The 24,814-nt window shown below is 72.8% G+C and carries 23 protein-coding genes; 14 read left to right on the forward strand and 9 right to left on the reverse strand.

Translation table 11 applies throughout. The features are described 5' to 3' along the window. The first annotated feature begins 10 nt into the window (after positions 1-10). From KV381_RS31720 to KV381_RS31735, 4 genes are read left to right on the forward strand one after another with little or no spacing between them, the layout of a single operon-like run. Positions 11-1,624: a GMC family oxidoreductase gene (locus tag KV381_RS31720; protein WP_218786874.1), complete on the forward strand. Its 1,614-nt coding sequence runs from the start codon at positions 11-13 to the stop codon at positions 1,622-1,624. Beyond that, positions 1,621-2,823, forward strand: a complete 1,203-nt coding sequence (locus KV381_RS31725; RefSeq protein WP_218786875.1) for a glycine betaine/L-proline ABC transporter ATP-binding protein — start codon at positions 1,621-1,623, stop codon at positions 2,821-2,823. Before KV381_RS31720 ends, KV381_RS31725 begins: the two co-directional genes overlap by 4 nt. Further along, positions 2,823-4,808: a proline/glycine betaine ABC transporter permease gene (locus tag KV381_RS31730; protein ID WP_218786876.1), complete on the forward strand. Its 1,986-nt coding sequence runs from the start codon at positions 2,823-2,825 to the stop codon at positions 4,806-4,808. The genes KV381_RS31725 and KV381_RS31730 overlap by 1 nt, the downstream gene beginning before the upstream one ends. Before the next feature lies 1 nt (position 4,809). Next, positions 4,810-5,784 carry an ABC transporter substrate-binding protein gene (locus KV381_RS31735; RefSeq protein ID WP_218786877.1) on the forward strand — a complete coding sequence of 325 codons (975 nt, stop codon included), beginning with the start codon at positions 4,810-4,812 and terminating at the stop codon, positions 5,782-5,784. A gap of 72 nt (positions 5,785-5,856) precedes the next feature. Here the strand turns inward: KV381_RS31735 and KV381_RS31740 are convergent, their stop codons facing one another. After that, positions 5,857-7,224 (reverse strand): cytochrome P450, encoded by a 1,368-nt coding sequence (locus KV381_RS31740; protein ID WP_030076174.1) that lies wholly within the window; start codon positions 7,222-7,224, stop codon positions 5,857-5,859. Between the two features lie 221 nt (positions 7,225-7,445). Between KV381_RS31740 and KV381_RS31745 the strand changes: the two genes are divergently transcribed. Beyond that, positions 7,446-8,192, forward strand: coding sequence for a GNAT family N-acetyltransferase (locus tag KV381_RS31745; RefSeq protein ID WP_030076176.1), 747 nt, complete (start codon positions 7,446-7,448; stop codon positions 8,190-8,192). Here KV381_RS31745 and KV381_RS31750 read toward each other — a convergent pair. The 3 genes from KV381_RS31750 to KV381_RS31760 all read right to left on the reverse strand — a co-directional run bounded on the left by KV381_RS31750 (position 8,168) and on the right by KV381_RS31760 (position 11,029). After that, on the reverse strand, positions 8,168-8,638 hold the full coding sequence (locus KV381_RS31750; RefSeq protein WP_030076178.1) for a hypothetical protein: 471 nt from the start codon (positions 8,636-8,638) through the stop codon (positions 8,168-8,170). The genes KV381_RS31745 and KV381_RS31750 overlap by 25 nt on opposite strands. A gap of 253 nt (positions 8,639-8,891) precedes the next feature. Continuing rightward, on the reverse strand, positions 8,892-9,749 hold the full coding sequence (locus KV381_RS31755; protein ID WP_218786878.1) for a hypothetical protein: 858 nt from the start codon (positions 9,747-9,749) through the stop codon (positions 8,892-8,894). Then, positions 9,749-11,029 carry a VWA domain-containing protein gene (locus KV381_RS31760; RefSeq protein ID WP_030623459.1) on the reverse strand — a complete coding sequence of 427 codons (1,281 nt, stop codon included), beginning with the start codon at positions 11,027-11,029 and terminating at the stop codon, positions 9,749-9,751. The genes KV381_RS31755 and KV381_RS31760 overlap by 1 nt, the downstream gene beginning before the upstream one ends. A gap of 111 nt (positions 11,030-11,140) precedes the next feature. Here KV381_RS31760 and KV381_RS31765 point away from each other — a divergent pair, with 111 nt between their 5' ends. Next, entirely contained in the window at positions 11,141-11,755 is a 615-nt protein-coding gene (locus KV381_RS31765) for a hypothetical protein (protein WP_218786879.1), read from the forward strand. A 29-nt stretch (positions 11,756-11,784) separates the two neighbouring features. Here the strand turns inward: KV381_RS31765 and xylB are convergent, their stop codons facing one another. After that, positions 11,785-13,266 carry a xylulokinase gene (gene xylB / locus KV381_RS31770; RefSeq protein WP_218786880.1) on the reverse strand — a complete coding sequence of 494 codons (1,482 nt, stop codon included), beginning with the start codon at positions 13,264-13,266 and terminating at the stop codon, positions 11,785-11,787. A gap of 244 nt (positions 13,267-13,510) precedes the next feature. Between xylB and xylA the strand changes: the two genes are divergently transcribed. Next, complete coding sequence (gene xylA, locus KV381_RS31775; RefSeq protein WP_030076188.1) at positions 13,511-14,677, forward strand: xylose isomerase; 1,167 nt, start codon at positions 13,511-13,513, stop codon at positions 14,675-14,677. Positions 14,678-14,735: 58 nt separating this feature from the next. On the opposite strand, the gene KV381_RS31780 is transcribed toward xylA, so the two are convergent. From KV381_RS31780 to KV381_RS31795, 4 genes are all read right to left on the reverse strand, one after another. Beyond that, positions 14,736-15,983 (reverse strand): ROK family protein, encoded by a 1,248-nt coding sequence (locus KV381_RS31780; protein ID WP_098024130.1) that lies wholly within the window; start codon positions 15,981-15,983, stop codon positions 14,736-14,738. Between the two features lie 76 nt (positions 15,984-16,059). Continuing rightward, the gene (locus KV381_RS31785; protein WP_208635512.1) at positions 16,060-16,719 is read right to left on the reverse strand and encodes a DUF305 domain-containing protein; all 660 of its coding nucleotides are present in this window, start codon (positions 16,717-16,719) and stop codon (positions 16,060-16,062) included. Beyond that, positions 16,716-17,366 (reverse strand): DUF3105 domain-containing protein, encoded by a 651-nt coding sequence (locus KV381_RS31790; protein WP_218786881.1) that lies wholly within the window; start codon positions 17,364-17,366, stop codon positions 16,716-16,718. Before KV381_RS31790 ends, KV381_RS31785 begins: the two co-directional genes overlap by 4 nt. A 126-nt stretch (positions 17,367-17,492) precedes the next feature. After that, the gene (locus KV381_RS31795; RefSeq protein ID WP_030076196.1) at positions 17,493-17,924 is read right to left on the reverse strand and encodes a hypothetical protein; all 432 of its coding nucleotides are present in this window, start codon (positions 17,922-17,924) and stop codon (positions 17,493-17,495) included. 73 nt (positions 17,925-17,997) lie between these two features. Here KV381_RS31795 and KV381_RS31800 point away from each other — a divergent pair, with 73 nt between their 5' ends. The 7 genes from KV381_RS31800 (at position 17,998) to KV381_RS31830 (ending at position 24,732) form a co-directional block, all read left to right on the forward strand. Further along, positions 17,998-18,894, forward strand: coding sequence for a phospholipid scramblase-related protein (locus KV381_RS31800; protein ID WP_218786882.1), 897 nt, complete (start codon positions 17,998-18,000; stop codon positions 18,892-18,894). Positions 18,895-19,037: 143 nt separating this feature from the next. After that, positions 19,038-20,735 (forward strand): FUSC family protein, encoded by a 1,698-nt coding sequence (locus tag KV381_RS31805; RefSeq protein WP_218786883.1) that lies wholly within the window; start codon positions 19,038-19,040, stop codon positions 20,733-20,735. Then, on the forward strand, positions 20,732-21,238 hold the full coding sequence (locus KV381_RS31810) for a MarR family winged helix-turn-helix transcriptional regulator (protein ID WP_030076203.1): 507 nt from the start codon (positions 20,732-20,734) through the stop codon (positions 21,236-21,238). Before KV381_RS31805 ends, KV381_RS31810 begins: the two co-directional genes overlap by 4 nt. 486 nt (positions 21,239-21,724) lie before the next feature. Then, positions 21,725-23,365, forward strand: coding sequence for a sensor histidine kinase KdpD (locus tag KV381_RS31815; protein WP_218786884.1), 1,641 nt, complete (start codon positions 21,725-21,727; stop codon positions 23,363-23,365). After that, positions 23,362-23,769, forward strand: a complete 408-nt coding sequence (locus tag KV381_RS31820) for a roadblock/LC7 domain-containing protein (RefSeq protein WP_007454741.1) — start codon at positions 23,362-23,364, stop codon at positions 23,767-23,769. The genes KV381_RS31815 and KV381_RS31820 overlap by 4 nt, the downstream gene beginning before the upstream one ends. After that, on the forward strand, positions 23,766-24,137 hold the full coding sequence (locus KV381_RS31825) for a DUF742 domain-containing protein (protein WP_030076210.1): 372 nt from the start codon (positions 23,766-23,768) through the stop codon (positions 24,135-24,137). The genes KV381_RS31820 and KV381_RS31825 overlap by 4 nt, the downstream gene beginning before the upstream one ends. After that, the gene (locus KV381_RS31830; protein WP_010058144.1) at positions 24,118-24,732 is read left to right on the forward strand and encodes an ATP/GTP-binding protein; all 615 of its coding nucleotides are present in this window, start codon (positions 24,118-24,120) and stop codon (positions 24,730-24,732) included. The genes KV381_RS31825 and KV381_RS31830 overlap by 20 nt, the downstream gene beginning before the upstream one ends. Positions 24,733-24,814 lie beyond the last annotated feature (82 nt).

Consider the following 24,814-nt stretch of genomic DNA (forward strand, 5'->3'; position numbering starts at 1 on the left):
GCAGTGACCGATGCCTTCCACCCCTCGCAGCACCGCAGTCCCCGACGGCCCCGTGGCCGACTACGTGATCGTCGGCGGCGGCACCGCCGGATCGGTCATCGCCTCCCGGCTCACCGAGGACCCGGACGTCACCGTCACGGTCATCGAGGGCGGCCCCACCGACATCGACCGCGACGACGTGCTGACCCTGCGCCGCTGGCTCGGCCTCCTCGGCGGCGACCTCGACTACGACTACCCCACCACCGAACAGCCGCGCGGCAACAGCCACATCCGGCACAGCCGCGCCCGGGTGCTCGGCGGCTGCTCCTCGCACAACACCCTCATCAGCTTCAAGCCGCTGCCCGGCGACTGGGACGAGTGGGCCGAGGCGGGCGCCGAGGGCTGGGACGCGGCCGCGATGGACCCGTACTTCGCCAAGCTGCGCAACAACATCGTCCCGGTCGACGAGAAGGACCGCAACGCCATCGCCCGCGACTTCGTCGACGCCGCCCAGGAGGCGGCCGGAGTGCCGCGCGTGGACAGCTTCAACAGCAAGCCGTTCCACGAGGGCGTCGGCTTCTTCGACCTCGCCTACCACCCCGAGAACAACAAGCGCTCCTCCGCCTCGGTCGCCTATCTCCACCCGCACATCGAGGCCGGCGACCGCCCGAACCTCAAGATCCTGCTGGAGACCTGGGCGTACCGGCTGGAGTTCGACGGCACCCGCGCCACCGGCGTACACGTGCGAACGAAGGACGGCGAGGAGATCCTGCTGCGCGCCGCCCGCGAGGTCATCGTCTGCGCGGGCGCGGTGGACACCCCGCGTCTGCTGCTGCACTCCGGGATCGGGCCGCGCGAGGACCTGGAGGCGCTGGGCATCGAGGTGCACCACGACCTTCCGGGTGTCGGCGAGAACCTGCTCGACCACCCCGAGTCCGTCATCGTCTGGGAGACCGACGGGCCCATCCCGGAGAACTCCGCGATGGACTCCGACGCGGGCCTCTTCGTCCGCCGCGACCCCGGATCGCGGGGCCCGGACCTGATGTTCCACTTCTACCAGATCCCGTTCACCGACAACCCGGAGCGGCTCGGCTACGAGAAGCCCGAGCACGGGGTGTCGATGACGCCGAACATCCCCAAGCCGCGCAGCCGGGGCCGCCTCTACCTCACGAGCGCCGACCCCGAGGTCAAGCCGGCCCTGGACTTCCGCTACTTCACCGACGAGGACGACCACGACGGCCGCACACTGGTCGACGGCATCAAGCTCGCCCGGGAGATCGCCCGCACCGAACCGCTCGCCCACTGGCTCAAGCGCGAGGTCTGCCCCGGCCCCGAGGTCACATCGGACGAGGACATCAGCGAGTACGCCCGTAAGGTCGCCCACACCGTCTACCACCCGGCCGGTACGTGCCGGATGGGTGCGACCGGCGACCAAGAGGCCGTCGTGGACCCGCAGTTGCGCATTCGTGGCCTTCAGGGCATCCGGATCGCCGACGCGTCCGTCTTCCCGACCATGCCCGCCGTCAACCCGATGATCGGCGTCCTCATGGTGGGCGAGAAGTGCGCCGAACTCCTCGCGGACCGGGCGCACGGAACCGCGCCGGCCGCCGGAACCAGCACCAGCACCGGAGGCGATGCCCGATGACCGTAACCGACACCCTCAAGGCCACCGAGCCCAACGGGAACACGGGAGCCACCGGAGTCGACGAGAACGCCGTGTTCTCCGTACGCAACCTCTGGAAGGTCTTCGGCCCCAAGGCCGACCGGATCCCCGGCAGCGAGCACGCCGCGCTGCCGCCCGCCGAACTGCGCGAGGCCACCGGCTGCACCGCCGCCGTCCGCGACGTCTCCTTCGACGTCCGCAAGGGCGAGGTCTTCGTCGTCATGGGCCTGTCGGGCTCCGGCAAGTCGACCCTCGTACGCTGTCTGACCCGGCTGATCGAGCCGACCAGCGGCACCCTCTCCATCGACGGCGAGGACGTCCTCGCGATGGACCGGGCCCGGCTGCGCGAACTGCGCCGCCACCGCGCCGCGATGGTCTTCCAGCACTTCGGACTGCTGCCGCACCGCACGGTGCTGGACAACGTCGCCTACGGCCTGGAGATCCAGGGCCTGGGCAAGGCCGAACGCCGCGCGAAGGCAGCCGAGTTGGTGGCGAAGGTCGGTCTCGCCGGTCTGGAGGACCGGCGCCCGTCGCAGCTCTCCGGCGGCCAGCAGCAGCGCGTCGGGCTCGCCCGCGCGCTCGCCGTCGACCCCTCCGTCCTCCTCTTCGACGAGCCGTTCAGCGCGCTGGACCCGCTGATCCGCCGTGAGATGCAGGACGAGGTCGTCCGGCTGCACCGCGAGGAGGGCCGCACCATGGTCTTCATCACCCACGACCTCAGCGAGGCGCTGCGCCTGGGCACCCGGATCGCGCTCATGCGCGACGGCGGCATCGTCCAGCTCGGCACCCCCGAGGAGATCGTCGGCTCGCCCGCGAACGACTACGTCCGCGAGTTCGTCCGTGACGTGCCGCGCGAGCAGGTCCTCACCGTCGCCACCGCCATGCGCCCCGCGCTCGCCGGGGAGAGCGAGCGCGGCCCGGCCGTACGCCCCGACGCCACCGTCTCCGAGGCCATCGAGGCGGTCTCCCGCTCCGGCGACCCCGCCGCCCGGGTGATGGACGGCGGCCGGCTCGTCGGCGTCGTCGACCACGCCTGCCTGCTCGACGTCGTCGCCGGAACATCCGGCCCCGGCGAGGCGACCACCACGGCCACCGCCCCGGGCGCCTCCACCGTCACCGATGCCCCTGACGCGCCCGACGCGCCCGACGCACCGGACGGCTCCCGCGAGGTGACCCTCTGATGGCCTCCGCACAGGCCACCGGGGCCCGCGCCGTGCCGGCGGGCGCGCGCCGGGGACCGGTGGCCGCGCTCCGCGACCGTCCGGCCGCCGCCAAGCTCCTGCTGCTCGCGCTCGTCGCCGCGGTCGTCGTCCCCGTCGTGCACGGCCGCTGGGGCGGGGGCGTCTGGCCCGACGCGCTGACCGCCGACCTCTCCGCGCCGCTCGGCGACGTGACGGACTGGATCGTCTCCAACCGCGACAGCCACCCGCTGTTCCTCTACTTCTTCGGCCACATCAGCAACGCCGTCGTGCTCTCCGTACGCGGCGTCTATCTGGTCCTCCTGGCCCTCGGCTGGGCCGGTGTCACGGTGTTCGCCGCCGCCGTCGCCTGGCGCGTCGCCGGTCTCCGGCTCGCCCTCACCGCGGCCGTCTCGTTCCTGGTCTGCGGACTGCTCGGCATGTGGGTGCCGACGATGCAGACGCTCGCGCTGATGGTCGTCGCGGTCCTCGCCTCCGTCGTGCTGGGTCTGCTCCTCGGCCTCGCCGCCGGTCTGTCCGACCGGGTGTTCCGCATCCTGCGCCCGGTCCTGGACACCATGCAGGTGCTGCCCGCCTTCGCGTATCTGCTGCCCGTGGTGCTGGTCTTCGGCATCGGCGTGCCCGGAGCGGTCCTCGCCACCGTGGTGTACGCGGCTCCGCCGATGGCCCGGCTCACCGCGCTCGGCCTGCGCGGCGCGGACAGCGGGGTCATGGAGGCCGTCGCCTCGCTCGGCGCGACCGGCAGGCAGCGCCTGCTGAGCGCCCGGCTGCCGCTGGCCCGCAAGGAACTGCTCCTCGGCCTGAACCAGACCATCATGATGGCGCTGTCGATGGCCGTCATCGCGTCCGTGATCGGCGCGGGCGGCCTCGGCGACCGCGTCTACCAGGCGCTCTCCTCCGTGGACGTCGGCGCCGCCCTCGCCGCAGGCATCCCGATCGTGCTGCTGGCCGTCGTGCTGGACCGTACGACGGAGGCGGCCGGACGCCGCATCGGCGCCGAGCCCACCGGCCCGGCCTTTCTCCGGGGATGGCGCGGCTGGACCCTGGCCGCCGTGGTCACCGCGGCCGTCGCCGTCGTCGGACGGGCCACCGACGGCCGGGTCTGGCCCGAGGACGTGACCGTGGCCATCGCCGGACCGGTCAACACCGCCAAGGACTGGATGGTCGACCACCTCTACACCGGGGTGCCCGTCGTCGGCGGCACCGCCGACCTCGCCTCCCACTTCACCGGCGGCGTCCTCAACCCGCTGCGCAGCGGGCTCACCGGACTGCCCTGGTGGTCGGTGCTCCTCATCGTCGCCGCCCTCGCCTGGACCATCGGCACCTGGCGCACCGCCGCCACCGCCGTCCTCGCCATGGCCGCGATCGGTGTGCTCGGCGTGTGGGAACCCTCCATGGACACCCTCAGCCAGGTGCTCGCCGCCGTCGCGGTCACTCTGGTCATCGGCTTCGGCGTCGCCGTCGGCGCGGCCCGCAGCGAGCGGCTGGAGAGGCTGCTGCGACCGGTCCTGGACGTCTTCCAGACCATGCCGCAGTTCGTCTACCTGATCCCCGTCGTCGCCCTGTTCGGCGTCGGCCGCGCCCCCGCCGCCGCAGCCGCGGTCGTCTACGCGCTGCCCGCCGTCATCCGCATCACCACCCAGGGCCTGCGCGGAGTCGACCCGGCGGCGATGGAGTGCGCGCGCTCGCTCGGCGCGACCCCGGGTCAGCAGCTGCGCCAGGTCCAGATCCCGCTGGCCAGGCCCTCCCTGCTGCTCGCCGTCAACCAGGCGGTCGTGCTGGTCCTCGCCGTCGTCATCATCGGCGGACTCGTCGGCTCCGGCGCCCTCGGTTACGAGGTCGTCCTCGGCCTCGCCCAGGGCGATCTGGCCACCGGACTCGTCGCCGGAGCGGCGATCGTCTGCCTGGGCCTGATGCTCGACCGGGTCACCCAGCCCACCACCCGCCGCCAGCGACAGGAGAGCTGAGATGAACCGCTCCCGTACGCGCCTGATCACGGCGCTGTCGTCGGCCGCCGCGCTGCTCGCCACGGCGGGCTGCGGCGCCGCCGACATGACCAAGCAGGCCTCGCCGTTCGCGGCCCCCGCCGGGGTCAAGACGGTCACGCTCTCCGTCCAGTCCTGGGTCGGTGCCCAGGCCAACGTCGCGGTGGCCGAGCAGCTCCTCAAGGAGGAGCTCGGCTACCGCGTCGACCTCGTCCAGACCGACGAGGTCCCCGCCTGGGACGCCCTCAGCCAGGGCCGCGTCGACGCGATCCTGGAGGACTGGGGCCACCCGGACCAGGAGAAGCTGTACGTCGACGAGAAGAAGACCATCGTCCGCGGCGGCGACCTCGGAGTCACCGGCCACATCGGCTGGTACGTCCCGAAGTACTGGGCCGACGAGCACCCGGACGTCACCGACTGGAAGAACCTCAACAAGTACGCGAAGGAACTCCGGACCGCCGAGAGCGGCGGCAAGGGCCAGCTGATGGACGGCTCGCCGTCCTACGTCACCAACGACGTGGCCCTGGTGAAGAACCTGGACCTGGACTACAAGGTGGTCTTCGCCGGCTCCGAGGCGGCCCAGATCACCCAGATCCAGCAGTTCGCCAAGGAGAAGAAGCCCTTCCTCAGCTACTGGTACCAGCCGCAGTGGCTGTTCAACGAGGTGCCGATGGTCGAGGTGAAGCTCCCCGAGTACACGGACGCGTGCGCGGCCAAGGACCCGGCGGACATCGACTGCGCGTACCCGACGACCCCGCTGCAGAAGTTCCTCAACGCCGACTTCGCCGAGCGCGGCGGTGACGCGTCCGCGTTCCTGAAGAAGTTCCACTGGTCGGAGAAGGACCAGAACGAGGTCTCCGAGATGATCGCCTCGCAGAAGCTCACCCCGCAGGAGGCGGCGGAGCGCTGGATCGAGCGCCACCCGGACGTCTGGAAGAAGTGGCTTCCGCAGGACTGACGCGACCGGCAGCACGGCGCCCGGCCCCTCGCACGAGGGGCCGGGCGCCGACCGCTTTCCCGTCCCGTTCCGCTACCGCGCCCGGACCGTCGCCAGCACATCCCGGTCCGGCTGGAGCGTCAGACCCGTCACCGGACCGATCTCGCCCGGGTCGACGTCCAGGGTGAAGCGGCGGGCCAGCACGGCCAGCAGGAGCACCGCCTCCACCATCGCGAAGCGCGTACCGATGCAGACCCGCGGACCGCCGCCGAACGGGAACCACGCGTACTCCGCGATCTCGTCGCCGCTCTCCGCGTCCCAGCGCTCGGGCCGGAACTCCTCCGGCTCGGGGAACCACCGCGGGTCGCGGTGCGTGGCCCACTGGCTGCTCCACACCCGGGTGCCCTCCTCGATCGGCAGGCCCCCGATCGTCGCCCCTTCCTTCGCGACCCCGGTGATCAGCCAGACCGCCGGATACAGCCGCAGGGTCTCCTTCACCACGGCCTGGGCGTACGTCAGCCGGGCGTAGTCCTCGAAGCCGGGCTCCCGGTCGCCGAGCACCCGGTCCAGCTCCTCGGCGAGCGCGTCGCGGACGCGGGGGTTGCGGGCGAGCAGATACCACGCCCACACCAGCGTCGTGCTCGTCGTCTCGTGGCCGCCGATGTACAGCGTGACCGCCTCGTCGCGGATCTCCTCGTCGCTGAGGTGCGTCCCGCTCTCGTCGACCGCGGTGAGCAACCGGCTGAGCAGATCGGGGCGTTCCTCCTCGCCCTCCCGGTGCCGGGCGACCACCCGGCCCACCTCGGCGTCGATGACGGCGGCCGCCTTCCTGATGCGCGCCCGGCCCGGCGTCGGCACCCAGTCGGGGAGCAGCGCGCCGATCCCGGCGAACTCCTTGCCGATCTCCAGCTGGGCGACGTCCATCGCCCGGCCCATCGCCTCCGAGTCCGCCGGGGTGTCCACCCCGAAGATGGTGCGCACCGCGATCTTCTGCGTCAGCTCGGCCATCTCCCGCTTGACGTCGACGCGTTGGCCGTCCGTCCAGCGGTCCGCCAGCTCCACCGCCGAGGCCGCCATCGTGGCCGCGTACGACTTCACCTGCTTGGGCCGCACCGAGGGCTGCACCAGCGAGCGTTTACGCCGCCACTCCCGGCCCCGTGCCACGAGCATTCCGTTGCCCAGCACCGTACGGAACGCGATGCCGAGCTTCGGCTGGTCGAAGGTGCGTTCCGTCTCGGTGAGCAACTCGCCTATGCAGTCGGGGTCGGTGAGGAAGACGCACCGGTTGCGGCCGAACCGCCAGCGCACCATGTCCCCGTGCTCGCGGAGGAGTTCGAAGAAGGCGAGCGGATTCTTCCCGAACTGCGGCAGATTCCCCACGAGCGGCAGCCCCTTGGGGCCGGGGGCGAACGCATGGCCGCGAGGCTGGGTGTCGAGCGCCGGGCCGGTCTGCGTGGACATCGAGGAACTCCGCTCCCTGGGGCGCGCCACGGCCGGCGCGCGCTCGTTCGAACCCCATCGAACAGGACGGGGTGGGCGCTCCACCAGGGCGGCGGCACGGCGTGGCCGGAAACCATCACCAGCCGTGCGGATGACGCGAGTTGTCGAGCGTAACCGGAGAACGCCCCCCATTCGAACGACGGTTTCGTCGAGAGTTTCGCCCGCCGTGCGAGAATCCCGCCATGCCGACCGACCCGGCCGACCCGGCCGACCCGCTGGTGTCCCGTGCCCGTGCGCTGTGGCAGGAGCTGTCCGCCGAACCGGCCGCTGCCTTCGGAACTCCCGGCCGCCCGGCGGTGTTCGTCGCACCAGGGTCGTCGCTGGCCCCGCCGTCCTGGGTGGGTGTGGTGGCCGTCGGGGACGCCGCGCTGATCACCGCGCCGACCGGACGGGCCGCCGATTCCGTACGGTCCGCGCTGGACGGCCTGGCCACCGACGAACTCACCGACCCCGCGACCGTCGCCGGACTGCTGCCGGTGGCCGACACGCTCGGCCCCGCCGTCCTCGGCTATCTGACCCCGGACGGCCTCCGCCCCGTCACGACGGACGCGGCCGGCCCGGTCGGGAGCCTGGCCGCCGGGCACCCCGCCCTGCGCGCGCTGCTCGCGGAGGCGGGGCAGGCGGACGCGGGCGAGAGCGGTCTCGCGGACGTCACCTCACCGGCGTTCGTCGTACGGAAGGGCCCGGAGGTGCTCGCCGCCGCCGGTTACGAGCGCTGGCCGCGCGACACCGCCCACCTCTGCGTGCTGACCGCACCGGCCGCACGGGGCCGTGGCCTCGCCCGACAGGTGGCGCACACGGCGACCGCACACGCCCTCGCCGCCGGGCTGCTCCCGCAGTGGCGGGCCCGCCCGCCCGCCTCCCGCCGGGTCGCACAGGCGCTGGGCTACCGGGAAGCGGGCCGTCAGCTGAGCGTACGGCTGCCCTGAACGCGCTCCGCCGCATCCGCATCCGCCTCGGCGTCCGGTCCTGCCCCGTGCCCGCCACCGGTCCGGGGCACCACGACGATCTGGACGTCGTCCTCGTACACGACCCGGCCGGGATCCGCCGACTCCAGCCGCTCGCACGGCACCCCGTGCGCGGCCAGCAGCGCGAGATAGTCCGGGATCCGGTCCAGCAGACGGGTCGCCGACGTCTTGAACCAGGCGACCGCACCGGGGTTCACCGCCGGGTCGTAGACCGTCGGATCGACGCGCGAGGGATCGGCGTAGGCGGCGTCGTACCAGTCGTTGCCCGCCCGCCAGACGCGGTGCTGCTCCTCGGTCAGACGGCCCTCCCGGGCCAGGCCGTTGGCCAGCGCGAAGATGCCGGGGAAGTGGCCCCGGGGGCTGCGCCCGGTGCTCTGGAACCGTACGTACGCCGTCGTCCCGCTCAACCCCGTCGCCCTTCGCCGCCGCCCGTGAAGAGGCCAGCCTAGAGCGGCCCGGCCCTCGCACGGTCCCGGGGTGGTGGTCCCGATGCCCGCGTGGCCGCCCGTGATCACGGCGAACACTGTGACCCACGGGTTGTCCGCGAAGAACTGCCAGGCCGGCTGTGCCTCCCCGAACTCGAAGATCCCGCCCCCTGCCGGGGGTCAGGATCTTCGAGGTCCGGGGCGGCCGCCGCCCGGGGGAGCGGCGGTGGGGCCGTCAGACGCCCTGCGGCACCCGGGCCGGCCTGCCCCGGCCCCGTGTCAGCGAGTAGCCGAACACGGCCGCCAGCGCGGCGAGCACGCCGCCGCCCACGGTCCACAGCCAGCGGTCGGTCCACCAGCCCGAGGCCCAGCCGTCCTCCGGCTCACCGGCGGACGGCACCCGCGGTGCGGCCGAGGCGTCCTCGTCACCCGTGTCGCCCGCCGAGGCGACCGAGACGCCCGGCACCAGCGGCTCGGAGAGCGCGCCGTCCACGTCGTGGGCCCCGCCCTGCTCCTTGACGGTCGCCCTCACCTCGGCGCCGACCGGCAGTCCGAGCTCGTCGGCGGGCAGGTCCACCACCGTGAGGCGGACGTAGTAGCTGCCGGGCAGCGGGTCGTTCGCCCACGGCTCGGACCAGGCCCGCACGGGCCGCAGGACGCAGGACAGCTCCACGGTGGCCGCGTCGGCCGCCGCCTTCCTGGTCTGGTGCCCGTACATGCAGGCCTGGCGGCGGCGCAGCCCGTCGTACACATCGATCTGCCAGGTGGACGTGGAGCGCCGGGCCGCGTTCTCGGGCAGCTTCACCGTGGCCCGGACGGTGGGCCGCTGACCGGCGTCGGCCGGGAACACCCAGTACAGGTAGTCGCCCGCGGAGGCCTGGGCGGTGCCGGTCTGGTCCGGCTTCAGCGCGGTGGCCGTACGGAAGGTGGTGCCGGCCTCCGTCGGGCCCGCCTCGTCCCCGGCGGGGCTCGCGCTCGCCGACGGGTCGTCGGCCACCGCCGCGCCGGCCGAGGTGAGCAGGGTCAGTCCGGCGAGCAGCGCTCCGGTGAGAGCGCGTCGTACGCCGTGGGTGCGGCGTGTTGTCGTACGCATCAGTTGGTCCTCCATACGGCGACGCGCCAGCGCGAGATCCAGCCGGTCAGCAGGCCCGCGACCAGGCCGGTCAGGACCAGCACACCGAGCAGCCACCAGCCGCGGCCGAGCCCGAAGGCCGCCACGTCGGACGCGGTGTCCGGGCCGTCCACCACATCCACGGTCAGTTCGACCGGCAGACCGGGGGACTTCTTCACCGAGGCGGGCGCGGAGAAGGAATGGGCGAGCTGGAGGCAGACGGTCTCGGCGGCGGGCTTGCCGTCACCGTCGTCGCCGTCCTCCGCCTCGGGCTTCGGATAGCGCAGCCCGGACGAGATCACGTCGGTACGGCCGGTCCCGGCCTCGGAACCCCGGACGATCTCGCGCCCGTGCACGGTCACCGCGCGCAGCAGGACCCCGTAGTCGTCGTCCACGGCACGGTCGGCCGCGACGCTCGCCGAGGCGCGCAGCTCCTGACCGGGCAGCACATCGACGCGGTACCAGCGGTGCTGGCCGATCTCCGAGCGGTCGGTGAAGAGGCCCGGCTTCAGCTCGGGCGCGGCGGAACAGCTCTTGGCGCCCTCGGTGGCCACCGGAGTGACCACGGGCTCGGCGGCCCGGTCCACCAACTGCTTCACGCGGCCGGACAGTTCTTCCTTGTGCTGGACGGCGGTGTAGGTGCCGCCGGTGGCCTCCGCGATACAGGTCAGCTGCTGGCGGATCTTGGCGTTGGGCACCAGGCCGAGGGTGTCCACGACCAGGTGGGTGCCGCGCGCGGCGATCTCCCGGGCCACCTCGCACGGGTCGAGCGGCCCGCAGGTGTCCTCGCCGTCCGTGATGAGCACGATCCGCCGCGAACCCTCCCCGCCCTCCAGATCGTCGGCCGCGCCGAGCAGGGCAGGACCGATCGGGGTGAAGCCGGTCGGGGCGAGGGTGGCGACCGCGGTCTTGGCCTCGGTGCGGTCCAGCGGGCCGACCGGGTAGAGCTGCCGGGTGTCCTTGCAGCCGACCTTGCGGTCCTCGCCCGGATAGTCCGCGCCGAGCGTCCGGATGCCGAGCTGCACCTGCTCGGGCACCGCGTCGAGCACATCGTTGAACGCCTGCTTGGCGGCGGCCATCCGGGACTGGCCGTCGATGTCACGGGTGCGCATGGAGCCGCTGACGTCGAGCACCAGCTCGACCTTGGGGGAGGGGGCGGCGGGGGGTTCGTCGGCGGCGGCGGGGATCGCGGTGCCGAGCCCGGCGGCCAGGGTGGCGAGCGCTATGCCCACCCCGGTCGTCAGCCGTTTTCTAGTGATCATCGCCGGATCTTATGGAAAATCAGTTCGTATTCCCAACCGGGGGACTTGGAGCCCGCCGAGGGGGCCCGGATACTCCGATCGCGGCAAGCGGATCCTGCCTATGCTGCGGTCATGGGGAGGGATCTGACGCTGTTGATGGCGGACTGGGGGTGGCTGGGGGCCGTACCCGCCGAGAGCCGGATCGAGCTGCTGGAGGACGCGGTCTGGCCGTCGGGGGCCGATGTCCCGTACGAGGCCGGGCACGGCCGCGACGACGGCTGGAGCCGGCCGCCGGGACCGGGGTCGCGGTGGTGCGCCGTGTACGGCTTCTCCACCACCACCGGCGCCCACGCGCCGCATGCCCGCGCCGGCGCGGCATGGGCGGACCTGCGGCCGCTCGTCGACGCTTCCGTCCGTGAGCCGATGGACGCCTTTCTCGACGGTCTGCTCCGGAACGTGGACCAGGCCTCGGGCGGTGGCCGGGGATTCTTCCCACCCGCCTCCGCCGACCGATGGCACCGGCACGTCCTGCTGGCCTGCCCACCGGAAGTGCTGCCGGGCAAGGCACGGGCCTGGGAGCGGCTGGAGCCGCGGCTCGAGGAGTTGAGAGCGCCGTTCACCGCCGCGTGCGAGGGCTGGGCGGGCCGCCCGGACACCTTCGAGGACTTCGTCGCACTGCTGCGGGAGTGGGGTGACGTGACCGGGGCGGCCGCCCGCCGGGGCTGGGGTCTGGTGGGGCTGCCCTAGGGAGTATCCGACGAGCGGAGCCCGCCCGTTCAGCCGCCCAGCAGCGGTCGCGAGGCCCGTTCCAGGACCGAGGTGACCCGCTGCCAGGTCTCCACGTCCCGTTCCACCGGCTCCAGTCGGCGGTCCGTGCCGGACTTCCGCCAGGCCGTCGCCAGCGCCACCGGATCGCCCCCGCCCGCCGCCGACGCGGCGAGCGCCGCCGCGCCGAGGGCCACCAGCTCCCCGCTGCCCGGGATCACGAGCGGGCGGCCCGAGAGCCGGCGCACCGTCTCCACCCACATCCGCCCCTGCGCCCCGCCGCCGATCAGCCGCAGCGGGCGGGCGGCGACCTCGGGCGCGTCCGGGTCGAGGCCGCAGGCCGACAGCAGTTCGTCCATGGCCCGCAGCACGGTGACGGCCGCGCCCTCGTAGGCGGCGCCCAGCAGTTGCTGCCGGCTCGTGTCGTGGCGCAGCCCGGTCAGGAGCCCGGAGGCGGTCGGCAGGTCGGGGGCCCGCTCGCCGTCGAGGTACGGGAGGAGGACCGCCTCGCCGCCGGGTGCCGCGTCCTCGCGGTCCAGGCCGAGCAGGGCGGCCACCTTGTCCACCGCGAGCGTGCAGTTGAGGGTGCAGGCCAGCGGCAGGTACGTACCGTCGGCGGCGGCGAAGCCGTTCAGCGCGGTGGACGTGGGCCGGGTGCGGGAGGCGGCGAACACCGTGCCCGAGGTGCCGAGGCTGAGCGCCGGGTGGTCCAGCAGGCCCGCGCCGCCCAGCCCGAGGCCCACGGCGGCGCTCATGTTGTCGCCGGTGCCGGCCGCCACCGCGATGCCCGCGGGCAGCCCGAGCGCGCGGGCCGCCGCCTCGGTGAGCGAGCCGATCCGGGCCGCCCCGGTCGGCGCGACCTCCGGGAGCAGGGCCGCGTCGAGGCCGAGGAGCTCCAGCAGCTCGGGGTCGTACGCGCCGGTGGCGGTGGAGTACCAGCCGCTGCCCGACGCGTCCCCCGGGTCGGTGGCGGCGACGCCCGCGAGGCGCTCGGTCAGGAAGTCGTGCGGTAGCCGGACCGCCGCCGCGTTGGCGGCGCTCGCCGGGTCGTTCTCGCGCAGCCACTGCCACTTGGTGGCGGTGATGGACGCCACCGGCACGGACCCGGTCCGCTCGGCCCAGGCCCCGGGCCCGCCGAGCGCCTCGGTGAGGGCGGCGGCCTGCGGTGCGGAGCGGGTGTCGTTCCACAGCAGTGCGGAGCGCAGCGGGCGGCCCGCCGCGTCCAGCACGACGAGCCCGTGCTGCTGCCCGGCGATCGCGATACCGGTGACCGCGCGAGCGGGGAGGGCGGACTCCTTCAGCCCGGCGGCCACCGCCTCGCACAGGGCCCGCCACCAGATCTCCGGATCGCTCGTCCGGGCCCCGGCCTCGCCGGTGACCACGTGCGGGGCGCGCCCGACGGCGAGCTGCTCGCCGGTCACGGCATCGATGAAGGCGGCCTTGGTGGACTGGGTCGAGCTGTCCACGCCGATGACGACGGCGGGTGACGGCATGGGGGCCTCTTTCGCGCTGCGGGTGCGTGCGGTGCCGGTGTGCACGGGAGCTGATCATTCGGCTGCGGCACGAACAAATTACGGGATGCGCGGCGCTCTGCACAGGGGGTCGGAGGAGCTCCGTACGCCAGGGGGCTTCCGCGCCCGGGGTGCGGTGTGCTTGATTAGTCATGACACTGAACAAATAGGGGTGCCAGGCCTGCCGCCGGGTGTCCCGACGGCAGGCGAAGGCGGTCGGACGACGATGACGGAACGCTTCACCCCCACCCCCGAGGACAAGTTCAGCTTCGGTCTGTGGACCGTGGGCTGGCAGGGCCGGGACCCCTTCGGCGACGCGACCCGTGCGGCCATCGACCCCGTCGAGTCGGTCCAGCGGCTCGCGGAGCTGGGCGCCTGGGGTGTGACCTTCCACGACGACGACCTGATCCCCTTCGGCGCACCGGAGACGGAGCGCGAGGCGATCGTCAAGCGCTTCCGGCAGGCGGTCGACAGCAGCGGACTCGTCGTGCCCATGGTGACGACGAACCTCTTCACCCACCCGGTCTTCAAGGACGGCGGGTTCACCGCCAACGACCGTGACGTACGCCGGTACGCGCTCCGCAAGACCCTGCGCAACATCGACCTCGCCGTCGAGCTGGGCGCGACCACCTTCGTCGCCTGGGGCGGCCGCGAGGGCGCCGAGTCCGGCGGGGCGAAGGACGTCCGTCTCGCACTGCACCGGATGAAGGAGGCCTTCGACCTGCTGGGCGAGTACGTCACCGAGCAGGGCTACGACCTCCGCTTCGCCATCGAGCCCAAGCCGAACGAGCCGCGCGGCGACATCCTGCTGCCCACCATCGGCCACGCGCTGGCCTTCATCGAGCGCCTGGAGCGCCCGGAGCTGGTCGGCGTCAACCCGGAGACCGGGCACGAGCAGATGGCCGGGCTCAACTTCCCGCACGGCATCGCCCAGGCGATGTGGGCGGACAAGCTCTTCCACATCGACCTCAACGGCCAGTCCGGCATCAAGTACGACCAGGACCTGCGCTTCGGCGCGGGCGACCTGCGCCAGGCGTTCTGGCTCGTCGACCTGCTGGAGAGCGGCTACGAAGGCCCCCGCCACTTCGACTTCAAGCCCCCGCGCACCGAGGACTACGAGGGCGTCTGGGCCTCGGCCGCGGGCTGCATGCGCAACTACCTCATCCTCAAGGAGCGGGCCGCCGCCTTCCGCGCCGACCCCGCGGTGCGGGAGGCCCTGCGCGCCTCCCGCCTGGACGAACTGGCGCGCCCCACCGCGGGCGAGGGCCTGGCGAGCCTCCTCGCGGACCGCAGCGCGTACGAGGACTTCGACGTGGACGCCGCCGCCGCACGCGGCATGGCCTTCGAGGCGCTGGACCAGCTCGCGATGGACCACCTGCTCGGCGTGCACTGACGTACGGGCCGACGCACCGGGTGAGCCGGGGCGAAGGGGCCCGGCCCCCGCCCCCGGCTCACCCGCCCGACGGCTCCGCGTACGCCACCGGATCGTCCAGCACGTTCTGCACCACGAGCGCCGCCGCGCCCCGCGCCGCGTCGCCCGCCACCGACGACGCGCGGAGCCGGCCGCTGCCCGGGGACCAGAGCCCCGACACCACGCGACCGGTCAGCTCCTCGTCGGCGGGCGGCGCAAGCCACGGCATCAGGCCCCGGTAGATCCCGCCGAGCACCACCGCGTCCGGGTCGATCAGATTGACCGCCCCCGACAGCACCCGGCCCAGCATCCGGCCCGCCCGGCCGACGGCCGCCACCGCGTCCGGGTCACCGGCCTCCGCGCGCCGCTCCAGCTCCAGCACCCCGGAGGCGCCGCCGAGACCGTCGATGCCGGCCGCCCGCAGCAGCGCCGCCTGTCCGGCGTACTGCTCCAGGCACCCGCGCGAGCCGCACCGGCACTCCGGGCCCGCCGGGTCCACCACCACATGGCCGATCTCCCCGGCGAAACCGTGCGCCCCGCGCAGCAGTTCGCCGTTCAGGACCAGCGCCCCGCCGACCCCGATCTCGCCGGTCAGATAGAGGAAGCTGCGTACGTCGTCGAGCCCGCCGAACCACAGCTCGGCCAGTGCCGCGAGATTGGCCTCGTTCTCCGAGGCGACCGGCAGCACCGGGCGGCCCGGGCGCAGGGCGGCGAGGGCGTCGGCGAACAGTTTCTGCGCCGGGACCTCGTTCCAGCCGAGGTTGGGCGCCTGCCGCACCGAGCCGGCGGAGACCAGCCCCGGCAGCGCCAGCGCCGCGCCCACCGGACGCAACTCCTGCTCGTACGCCGACTCCAGGGTCCGCGCGGCGATCCGGGCCGCCCGCTCCAGGGCCTCCTCGGCTGACGCGCCCCGGTTGTCGAGGTGCTCGGTCTGCCGGACCCGGCCGGTGCCGGCCAGATCCACCACGCACACCGACACGTAATCGATGTTGATCTCCACGCCCAGCCCGGCCGGGCCGGTGCGGGCCACCTTGAGCGCGGTGCCGGGCCGGCCCGCGTGCCCGCTGAACGTCTTGCCCGACTCGGTGAGGAACCCGCTGTCCATCAGCTGCTCGACGAGCGAGGACACCGCGGCCCGGGTCAGCCCGACCCGGGCGGCCACTCCGGCCCGGGTCGCCTCGCCGCGCTCGCCCTCGTCCCGCACGGCGCGCAGTACCAGGCTGAGATTGTGCCGTCGCACGGTGTCCTTGTCGGCCTTGGGCCCCAGCGGAGTGAGGATGCTCTTCATATCGTCGCCGAGCCTATGTGATGTCGGGCGCCCGGCGGCACGGTTCGGCCGTCCGGCCGGAACCGCCCCTCCTCGCTCAGGGCTTGGCGCCCCGGGCCTTCAGCATGTCCGCCATCAGGCCGATCTCCGACTGCTGGCCGCGGACCATGCCCGCCGCCAGGTCGCGGATGGCGTCCGTCTCCGCCGCGCCGGCGGCCGCCCGCGCCATGTCCGCGCCCGCGCGGTGGTGCACGGTCATCAGCCGCAGGAACAGCACCTCGGCCGCCCTGCCCTCGGCTGCACCCAGCTCCTCCAGCTCCGCGTCGGTGGCCATGCCCGGCATCAGCGAACCGTCGTCGGTCGGCGTGACGGTGTGCCCCATCCACGCCATCGGCGGCCCGGCCGCGCTCTTCGGCAGGCCCCAGATCTCCAGCCAGCCCAGCATCATGCCGCGCTGGTTGGCCTGGGTGTTGATGATGTCGTACGCGAGCCGCCGCACGTCCTCGTCGTCGGTGCGGTCCCGCACGATGAACGACATCTCGACCGCCTGCTGGTGGTGGATCGCCATGTCCCGGGCGAAGCCCGCGTCCACGGAGTCCTCCGCCGGAGCGGACCGCGCCGCCGCGGACGCCCCGGACGGGGAGGCCGCGGAGGGACGCTGGATCATCAGCGCCACCAGGCCCAGCGCCAGGAGCAGGACACCGGCTCCCGCGAGGACCATCCGGCGGGTGGAGGCGGACGGCGTCGCCACGGTCACTTGTCCAGCCCGCCGGTGCAGGCGGCCCCCGGCTCGGGGGTCTGCGGGCCCTGCACGTACTTGGTGAAGAACTGCGCGACCCGGTCGTCCGACGCGCTCTCGACCGTGACCTGCTTGCCCCACGCGCTGAGCATCAGCGGGTCCTTCTGGTCCTTGACCGGGCTCATCAGGGAGTACGGGGTCGACTTGACCTTCTTGGCGAGCGCCTCGACGTCGGCGTCCGAGGCCACGTCGTTGTACGTGACCCAGACCGCGCCGTGCTCCAGCGAGTGCACGGCGTTCTCCTTCGGTATCTCGTCGGTGTAGACGTCCGCGTTGCAGTTCATCCAGACCTGGTTGTGGTCGCCGCCGACGGGCGGGTTCATCGGGTAGTCGACCTTGTTCGCCACGTGCTCCTGCGTCAGCTTGTCCCAGCTGCGCTCGCCGGTGACGGGCGAGGTCTTGGCCTGCTCCTCCTTCTTGTCCTTCTCGTTCGCCTGCACCATCAGATAGCCGCCTCCGGCGACCAGGGCGCCGACCACGGCCACCGACGCGCTGATGGTGATGATGCGGACCCGGCGCTCGCGGGCGCGCTCCTTGCGGCGCGCCTCCTCCAGCTTGGCGCGACGTGCTGAGGCCGGGTTGTTCTGGTTCTTGGCGGAAGCCATGGGAAGTCCTCGTCGTTCAACCGATGCATACGGGGCGATGCATGAGGGGGAAAGGGATGCGGTGCATACGGAAAGCCGCTCCCGGTGAACCGGCGCCAGGGCGCGGCGGGAGAGCGGATCCGGCCTCTAGATCCGTTGGATCTGCAGGCGCAGTTGATCGACGGAACGCACACCGTCGTGCGCGGGACCCCGGATGGCCGCCGCACCGGTGAGCGGGCAGGCGGGCACCTGGGCCACGGGGGAGGGGACGGCCACGGGGGCGGACGACGCCGGAAGCACCACGGCCGCCGTGTGCGTCGAGCCGCCGTGGCAGGAGGTCCCGAGTCCGCGGTCCGCCGCGGTGGCCGTGACGACCGGCTCGAAGGCCGCGTCGGGCGTCGGGGTGAACGCACGGACGGCGCCCGCGCCGGCCGGGCCCGCCGCGACCGGCACGGCGGCGGACGAGGTGGTGACCGAGCAGCAGAAGAGCATGGCGAGCAGGAAGAACACCCAGCCCAGGGCCAGAGGCGCACGGGAGCGGTACCGCTGCCGGTCGGTCCGCGTGCTCACCCTGGTCATCGCCCGTCATCGTAGTGGGTGTATGAAGATTCAAAGAATATGGGTCCCGTGGTCCGCGGGATAGTGTGCCCGAGTGACCACGCAATCGAACATAGCCGCGGGCTGGTTCCCTGATCCCCATGGCGCCCCGCAGCTGCTGCGCTACTGGGACGGGACCCGGTGGACCGAGCACACGCACCCGGCCGACGGACAGCAGGCTGCTGCCGCCGCCCCCGCCCAGCAGACGCCGAACGCCGGAGGGTTCCCGGCCCAGCAGCAGGCCCCGGGCGCCGGCGGGTATCCGGCCCAGCAGGCGCCGGCCGGCGGGGGTTATCCCGCCCAGCAGGCGCCGGTCGCCGCCGGAGCCCCCGGTCAGCCGGCCGTGTCCGCCGGCTCGCTCTTCGACCAGCCGGTCCTGGTGGTGAACCAGAAGGCCAAGCTGATCGAGGTGACGAACGAGTACCGCGTGTTCGACCAGCACGGCGCTACCGTCGGCTCGGTCGTCCAGGTCGGCCAGAGCGCGCTGCGCAAGGTGCTCCGGTTCGTCTCCAGCATCGACCAGTACCTGACGCACCGCCTGGAGATCCGCGACGCGCACGGCCGGCCGCAGCTGCTGCTGACCCGCCCCGCGAAGTTCATCAAGTCGCGCGTCATCGTCCAGCGCCCCGACGGGCAGCCGGTCGGCGAGATCGTCCAGCAGAACGCCATCGGGAAGATCAATTTCGCGATGACGGCCGGCGGTACGCAGGTCGGCGCGATCAAGGCGGAGAACTGGCGCGCCTGGAACTTCGCCATCGTCGACCACAACGGCGCCGAGATCGCCCGGATCACCAAGACCTGGGAAGGCCTCGCGAAGACCATGTTCACGACGGCCGACAACTATGTGCTCCAGATCCACCAGCGGCTGCCCGAGCCGCTGCTCAGCCTCGTCGTCGCCACGGCGCTGACGGTGGACACCGCTCTGAAGCAGGACGCCCGGGGTCTCGGCTGACCGGCCGCCTTCGCCGTCACCCCTCAGGACGCCGCCGCCCCGAACCGGGCGGCGGCGTCCTGCTGTGTACCGGGGGAGGGCCGGGCCGAGGGCAGGAGTGAGGGTAGATATTTTACGGGTGTAACACCTGTTAACGTATAAGGGTGAGTGATACATCCGTACGGCCTCGGCGGCCCTCCGTCCGAAGCCTTCCGCTGGCCTCGGCCCTCCGGCTCTCGCGGCCCTCGGACACCTGGTTCAAGCCCGCCCTCAGCGTGGTCGTCGCCTCCGCCGTACCCCATCTGGCGCTCCTGGCCCTCGGCCGCCTCGACCTCGTGATGTACACGATGGCCGGTTCGCTCTGTGCGCTCTACGGACACGGCCTGCCGTACGCCCGGCGGGTCGGGTCCGTCGCGGGCGTGGTGCTCGGCATGACGGCCGGGCTCGCGCTCGCCCTGCTCGCCGCCTCCCTCACCGGATCGACCGCCGTACTCATCGCCGTCGGGGCGCTGCTCGCCGCCGCCCAGAAGGTGCTGTGCGACGCCACCCGGATCGGACCGCCCGGCCATGTGATCTTCACCTTCGTCAGCTCCGCCGCCCTCTTCGCCCCGCAGCACCTGGCGCAGATCCCCGGCCACCTCGCCCTGACCCTCGGCGCCGGCGCGGTCGCCTGGCTGGTCGCCGTCGCACCCGCCCTGGTCCGCCTGGAGGGCCCCGAACGCCGGGCCGTCGCCCGCGCCCTGGAGGCCGCGGCCGCGTGCGCCGCCGACCCCGGCCCCCATACCCGCAACGCCGCGGCCGCCGCCGTGCACGCCGCCTGGCAGTGCCTGCTCGCCTCCGGCCGCCCCACTCCCGTACGCCGGTCGCTGGAACGCCTGGTGGTGCATGCCGAAGCCGCCTTCGCGGCCCCGCGCCCCGGATACGGAGCGGCGGACCCGGACCGGCTGCGCGGCTGGGCCGCTCTGACCCGGGCCCGGGGTCCGGTGCCCGCTCCGCCGCAGGCCCCCGGCACCGCCGAGGAGCTGTACGGGATCGACGCCGAACGCGCCGCCCTGCGGAGCCCCGACGGCCGCCGTGCCGCCCGCCGCACTCTGCTGCGCCGTCTCGGCCCCGGATCGCCGCTGCTGCCCGTCGCCGTCCGCACCCTGACCGGCTGCGCGCTCGCCGGGTACCTCTGCGCCGCGCTCGGCGTCGGACGCCCCTACTGGGCGATCGTCACCGCCGCCTCCCTCTACCAGGCCAACATCACCCTCTCCTGGAACCGGGCCCTCCAGCGCACCCTCGGCAACCTCCTGGGCGTACTCGTCTTCGCCGCCGTCCTGCCGGTGTCCCGCGTCAGCCCGCTCGCCCTCGTCTGCTGCTGCCTCTTCTTCAGCTTCGCCGCCGAGGCCCTCATCACCCGCAACTACTGGCTCGGCTCCGTCGCGGTGACCCCGATGGCCCTGCTGGTCCTGGAGTTCGGCGGCACCCACCCGGCCGGCGAGCTGATCGGCGACCGGGTTCTGGACACCGTCCTCGGCGCGGTCGCCGGCTTCCTGGCCGCGACGCTCGTCACCAACCGGCGGGCGGCCGGGCGGGTGGAGCGGGCCCTCGACGCCACCTACCGGGCCCGCGCCGACGCGGAGCGGACCGGCGCCGACCCCGCGGCCGCCCCCGCCGAACGGGACCGGGTGCGCCGGACGCTCACCGCGAGCCTCGTCGAACTGCGCGAGGCGGGTGACACCGCTGCGGGCGAATGGTGGCAGCGCGCCCTGCCCGAGCAGCGCCTTCTCGCGGCCGAGCAGGCCGGACACCGTACGCTCGCGGCGACAGCACAACGGCGGGGACCCGCGGTCCGCGCCCCTTCGATCGGAGCGGAGTGACCGACGACATCGTTGCCTCGGTGGTCCGGCAGTGGCAGGCCGTCAACCCCGAGCTCGACACCGGACCGATGGAGATCATCGGCCGGATCAACCGCTGCGCCGCCCTCCTCCAGCAGGCGGAGGACGCCCCGCTGCGCTCCGCCGGACTGACCCGCGCCGAATTCGACCTCCTCGGCGCCGTACGCCGGACGGACCGGGAGCTGACCCCCGGCGAGCTGGCCCGCGAGACCTTCTCCTCCGGGGCCGCCGTCACCAAGCGGCTGCGCGCCCTCCAGGACCGTGCCCTGGTCGACCGCCGCGGCGACGACCGCGACCGACGGGTCGCCCATGTCCGCCTCACCGACGAGGGCCGCGCCCTGGTCGACCGGCTGCTGCCCGAGCAGCTCGCCTACGAACGCGCGGTGCTCGCCGGTCTCGACGAGGCGAGCCGCGACGCACTCAGCTCCCGCCTGGGCGAATTGCTCGTACAGCTGGAGGGCAGGATCGGCGGCGCCCGGCGCTGAGGAGGCCGGGCGGAACGTGTGCGGCGGAAGACCCGGGTGCGAGGTCTCCGCATACGCGTCAGCACGGCGCATTCTCGCGCCACCCGTGCGTCGCCGAGGAATCTGCTCCTTTCGATCCGGTTCGATCACCTGTGCCTTTGGCTTGTTCTCTGTGGTGTGAGCCACTGATGAGATGTCACTTCGCCTGCGTCTGGGGCGATTTGGGCTGTCTCGCCTCATTTTCTTCGGCGTGAGCGACCTCAGGGAGCGGATATTTTCGGCCTCGATCACTCACCGCGCACGCTCCGAAGCGCAGAGTAGGAAAACTGGCGAGTGTATTCCTCTCGGCGGGCTTCCGCAGGGGGTTGGGTGAATATGCCGAAGCACTGTTCTGATCTGGCTAAGCTCACGCGCAGTGAAGTCGAGTTGAGATGAATTCGAGCACTTGTTCCCGAGTCTCCGCTCACGTGCGCATACATCCCGGAATCAACCGCCAGAGGGTTTTAGATGGTCCGTGTTGAATCACCGCCGACCGACAGAGAAATTCCCGTCGTCCGCGTAGTCCTGCTGCCCGTGGTCCTGCTCCTCGGCGCAACCGCCGCCGGATCGGCCCTGGTCGCACCGGCCGCGCGGATACCAGTCGCCGTGTGCGGCGCGATCACCACGCTCGTGGTCGCCGTACTCACCGCGGCGCTGCACCGCCGCCGGCGCGCCATGCGCGTCCAGCGCGCGGAGTACGAGCAGCGCATCGCCTACCTGGAACACCGCATCCTCTCGCACGACGCCGAGACGGTCCGGCTCACCAAGGACGTCATGCCCGCCGCTATCCGGCGGCTGCGGGTGGGCAATTCGCCCGAAGAAGTGATGCGCGACATCGTCGACGCGGACGTGGCCAACCGCCATCTGCCCAAGGCGCTGCGCGAGCAGATCTACCAGGTCCTCGAAGTCATCGACAACGAGGAGGCGCGGCGTGACTCCGCTCAGCGCGCCTTCGTCAGCGTCGCCCGCCGCGTCCAGGCGATCGTGCACCGCCAGGCCAGTGAACTGCGGGAGATGGAGAACCACTACGGGCGCAACCCCGAGGTCTTCGACGACCTGCTGCGCATCGACCACGGCACCGCGCTGATCGGCCGTCTCGCCGACTCCATCGCCGTGCTCGGCGGCGCGCGTCCCAGCCGCCAGTGGCCCAAGCCCGTACCGCTGTTCAGCGTGTTGCGCGGCGCCATGTCCCGCATCCTGGAGTACCAGCGCGTCGATCTGCACTCGATCGCCAAGGTCGCCATCGTCGGCACCTCGGTCGAGCCGCTCATCCACGCCTGCGCCGAACTCCTCGACAACGCGACCCGCTACTCGCCGCCCCAGACCCGGGTGCACGTCACCGCGGTCGAGGTACAGACCGGCATCGCCATCGAGATCGAGGACGGCGGCGTCAGCCTCAGCGAGGAGGCCCGTGCCCGCGCCGAGAACATGCTCGCCCAGGCCCAGGCCGGCATCAACATGAACGACCTCGGCGAGTCCCCGCGCCTCGGCATGGCCGTCGTCGGCCGGCTCTCGCGGATGTACCAGCTCCAGGTGTCGCTGCGTCAGTCGGCGTACGGCGGCGTCCGCGCCGTCCTCATCGTGCCGCGCGACATGATCACCACCGGGCCCGCCCCGGGCATCGCCCACGGCATCGGCGCCACCTCGCGGCCCACCAGCTCGCTGGACATGTCGCAGCTCCAGCACGTGGTGCCGCCGCCCGGCAAGCGCAAGCCCAAGCCCGCCGCCACCGGCCCCGTGCCGTCCGTGGCCGCACCGGTCTCCACCGGAGCCCCCGCGGCCACCTCGCGCCCGGCCGTGCCTCCGGCGGCCATGGAGGACGACGTTCCCGTGGTCACCGAGTGGACCGAGAACGGGCTGCCGCAGCGCCGCAGCCGGGGCCGCGCCCCGCTCGGCTCGCACAACCTGCCGCAGCAGCCCCCGCCGCCCCCCGCCCCCGCCAACGGGTTCCAGCCCGGCCCGGACGAGGGCACGGACGGCGGACGCGGCGAGGAGAAGCCCCCCGGCCTCTGGCTGGAGGCCTTCACCAAGGCCGTCAACGGCGTACCGCAGGAACGAAAGCACGGCGAAGACTCCGATGACGCGTGGGACAAGGGAGACCTGAAGTGATCCAGCAGCGGGGAAACATGGACTGGATGCTCAAGGAGCTGGCCGACGACGTTCCGAGCATCCACCAGATCGTGGTGCTCTCCTCGGACGGCCTGCGCATCGCGATGCACGGCGGTGACCCCGACGTCGCCGACCGGCTCGCCGCGGCCTGTGCCGGACTGCAGAGCCTGGCCGCCGCGGTGGCCACCGAGATCCCGTACAGCGACGGCCTCATGAAGCTCGTCGTCATCGAGGTGACGGGCGGGTTCTTCTACCTGATGGCCGCCGGGGCCGGCGCCTATCTCGCGGTCCTGGCCGGCGAGACCGTCGACGCCGGACTCGTCGGCGCCCGGATGCGGGACATGGTCGTGCGGATCGGAGCCCACCTGACCAGTCCGCCCCGCCACGGCGGGCAGTCCGGATGAGTGGACCTCGACGAGAACGCCGCAAGGCCGACCCGGAATTTCTCGATCCGGAACGGCTGTACGTGATCACCGGCGATCTCGACGACAGCGAACGGGCCGCGCTCGACCTGGTCACGATGGTCGTCGCGCAGGCGGAGCCCTCGCCGACCTTCCAGCCCGAGCAGGCGGCCATCCTGCGGCTCTGCCAGGCCCCGTTGTCCGTCGCCGAGATCTCGGCCTATCTCAGCCTGCCGTTCAGCGTGGTCACCTCGCTCCTGAGCGATCTCCTCGCGACCGAACTCATCGAGTCGCGCGCGCCGATCGTCCGCGCCACCCTCCCCGACAGGTCCCTTCTCGAAGCGGTGATGCATGGACTTCAGAAGCTCTGACACGATCACCGGACCACGCACCGAGGACGTCCTCCCCACCACGGCCACCGCCGCGGTGAAGGTCGTGATCGTCGGCGGGTTCGGCGTCGGCAAGACGACCATGGTCGGCTCGGTCAGCGAGATCCGGCCCCTGACGACCGAAGAGACCATGACCCAGGCCGGCGTGGGCGTGGACGACAACGCCGGGGTGGAGACGAAGACCGCCACCACCGTCGCCATGGACTTCGGCCGGATCAGCCTCAGCGAGGAACTGATCCTCTATCTGTTCGGCACCCCCGGCCAGGAACGCTTCTGGTTCCTGTGGAACGGCCTCTTCGAGGGCGCCCTCGGCGCGGTCGTCCTCATCGACACGAGACGGCTCGAAGTCAGCTTCGACGTCATCGGCCGGCTGGAGGAGCGCGGAGTGCCGTTCGTGGTGGCCGTGAACACCTTCCCCGACGCACCGCACCACCCGGTCGAGGCCCTGCGCCGGGCGCTCGACCTGCCGGACGAGGTCCCGATGATCGACTGCGACGCCCGGCTGCGGGCCTCCAGCCGCGATGTGCTGATGACCCTGATGCGCTATCTGCACAGCCTGGCCGTCCCGCTCGCCTGACGCCCCCGCACCCCGGGGTCCGGCGACGGGTCCGCCCCGGGGGCGTACGCCAACCCCCGGCGTACGCCCCCGGCCCGGTCCC

The sequence above is a fragment of the Streptomyces sp. WY228 genome (genome assembly GCF_019287315.1).
Lineage (GTDB): Bacteria > Actinomycetota > Actinomycetes > Streptomycetales > Streptomycetaceae > Streptomyces > Streptomyces caviscabies.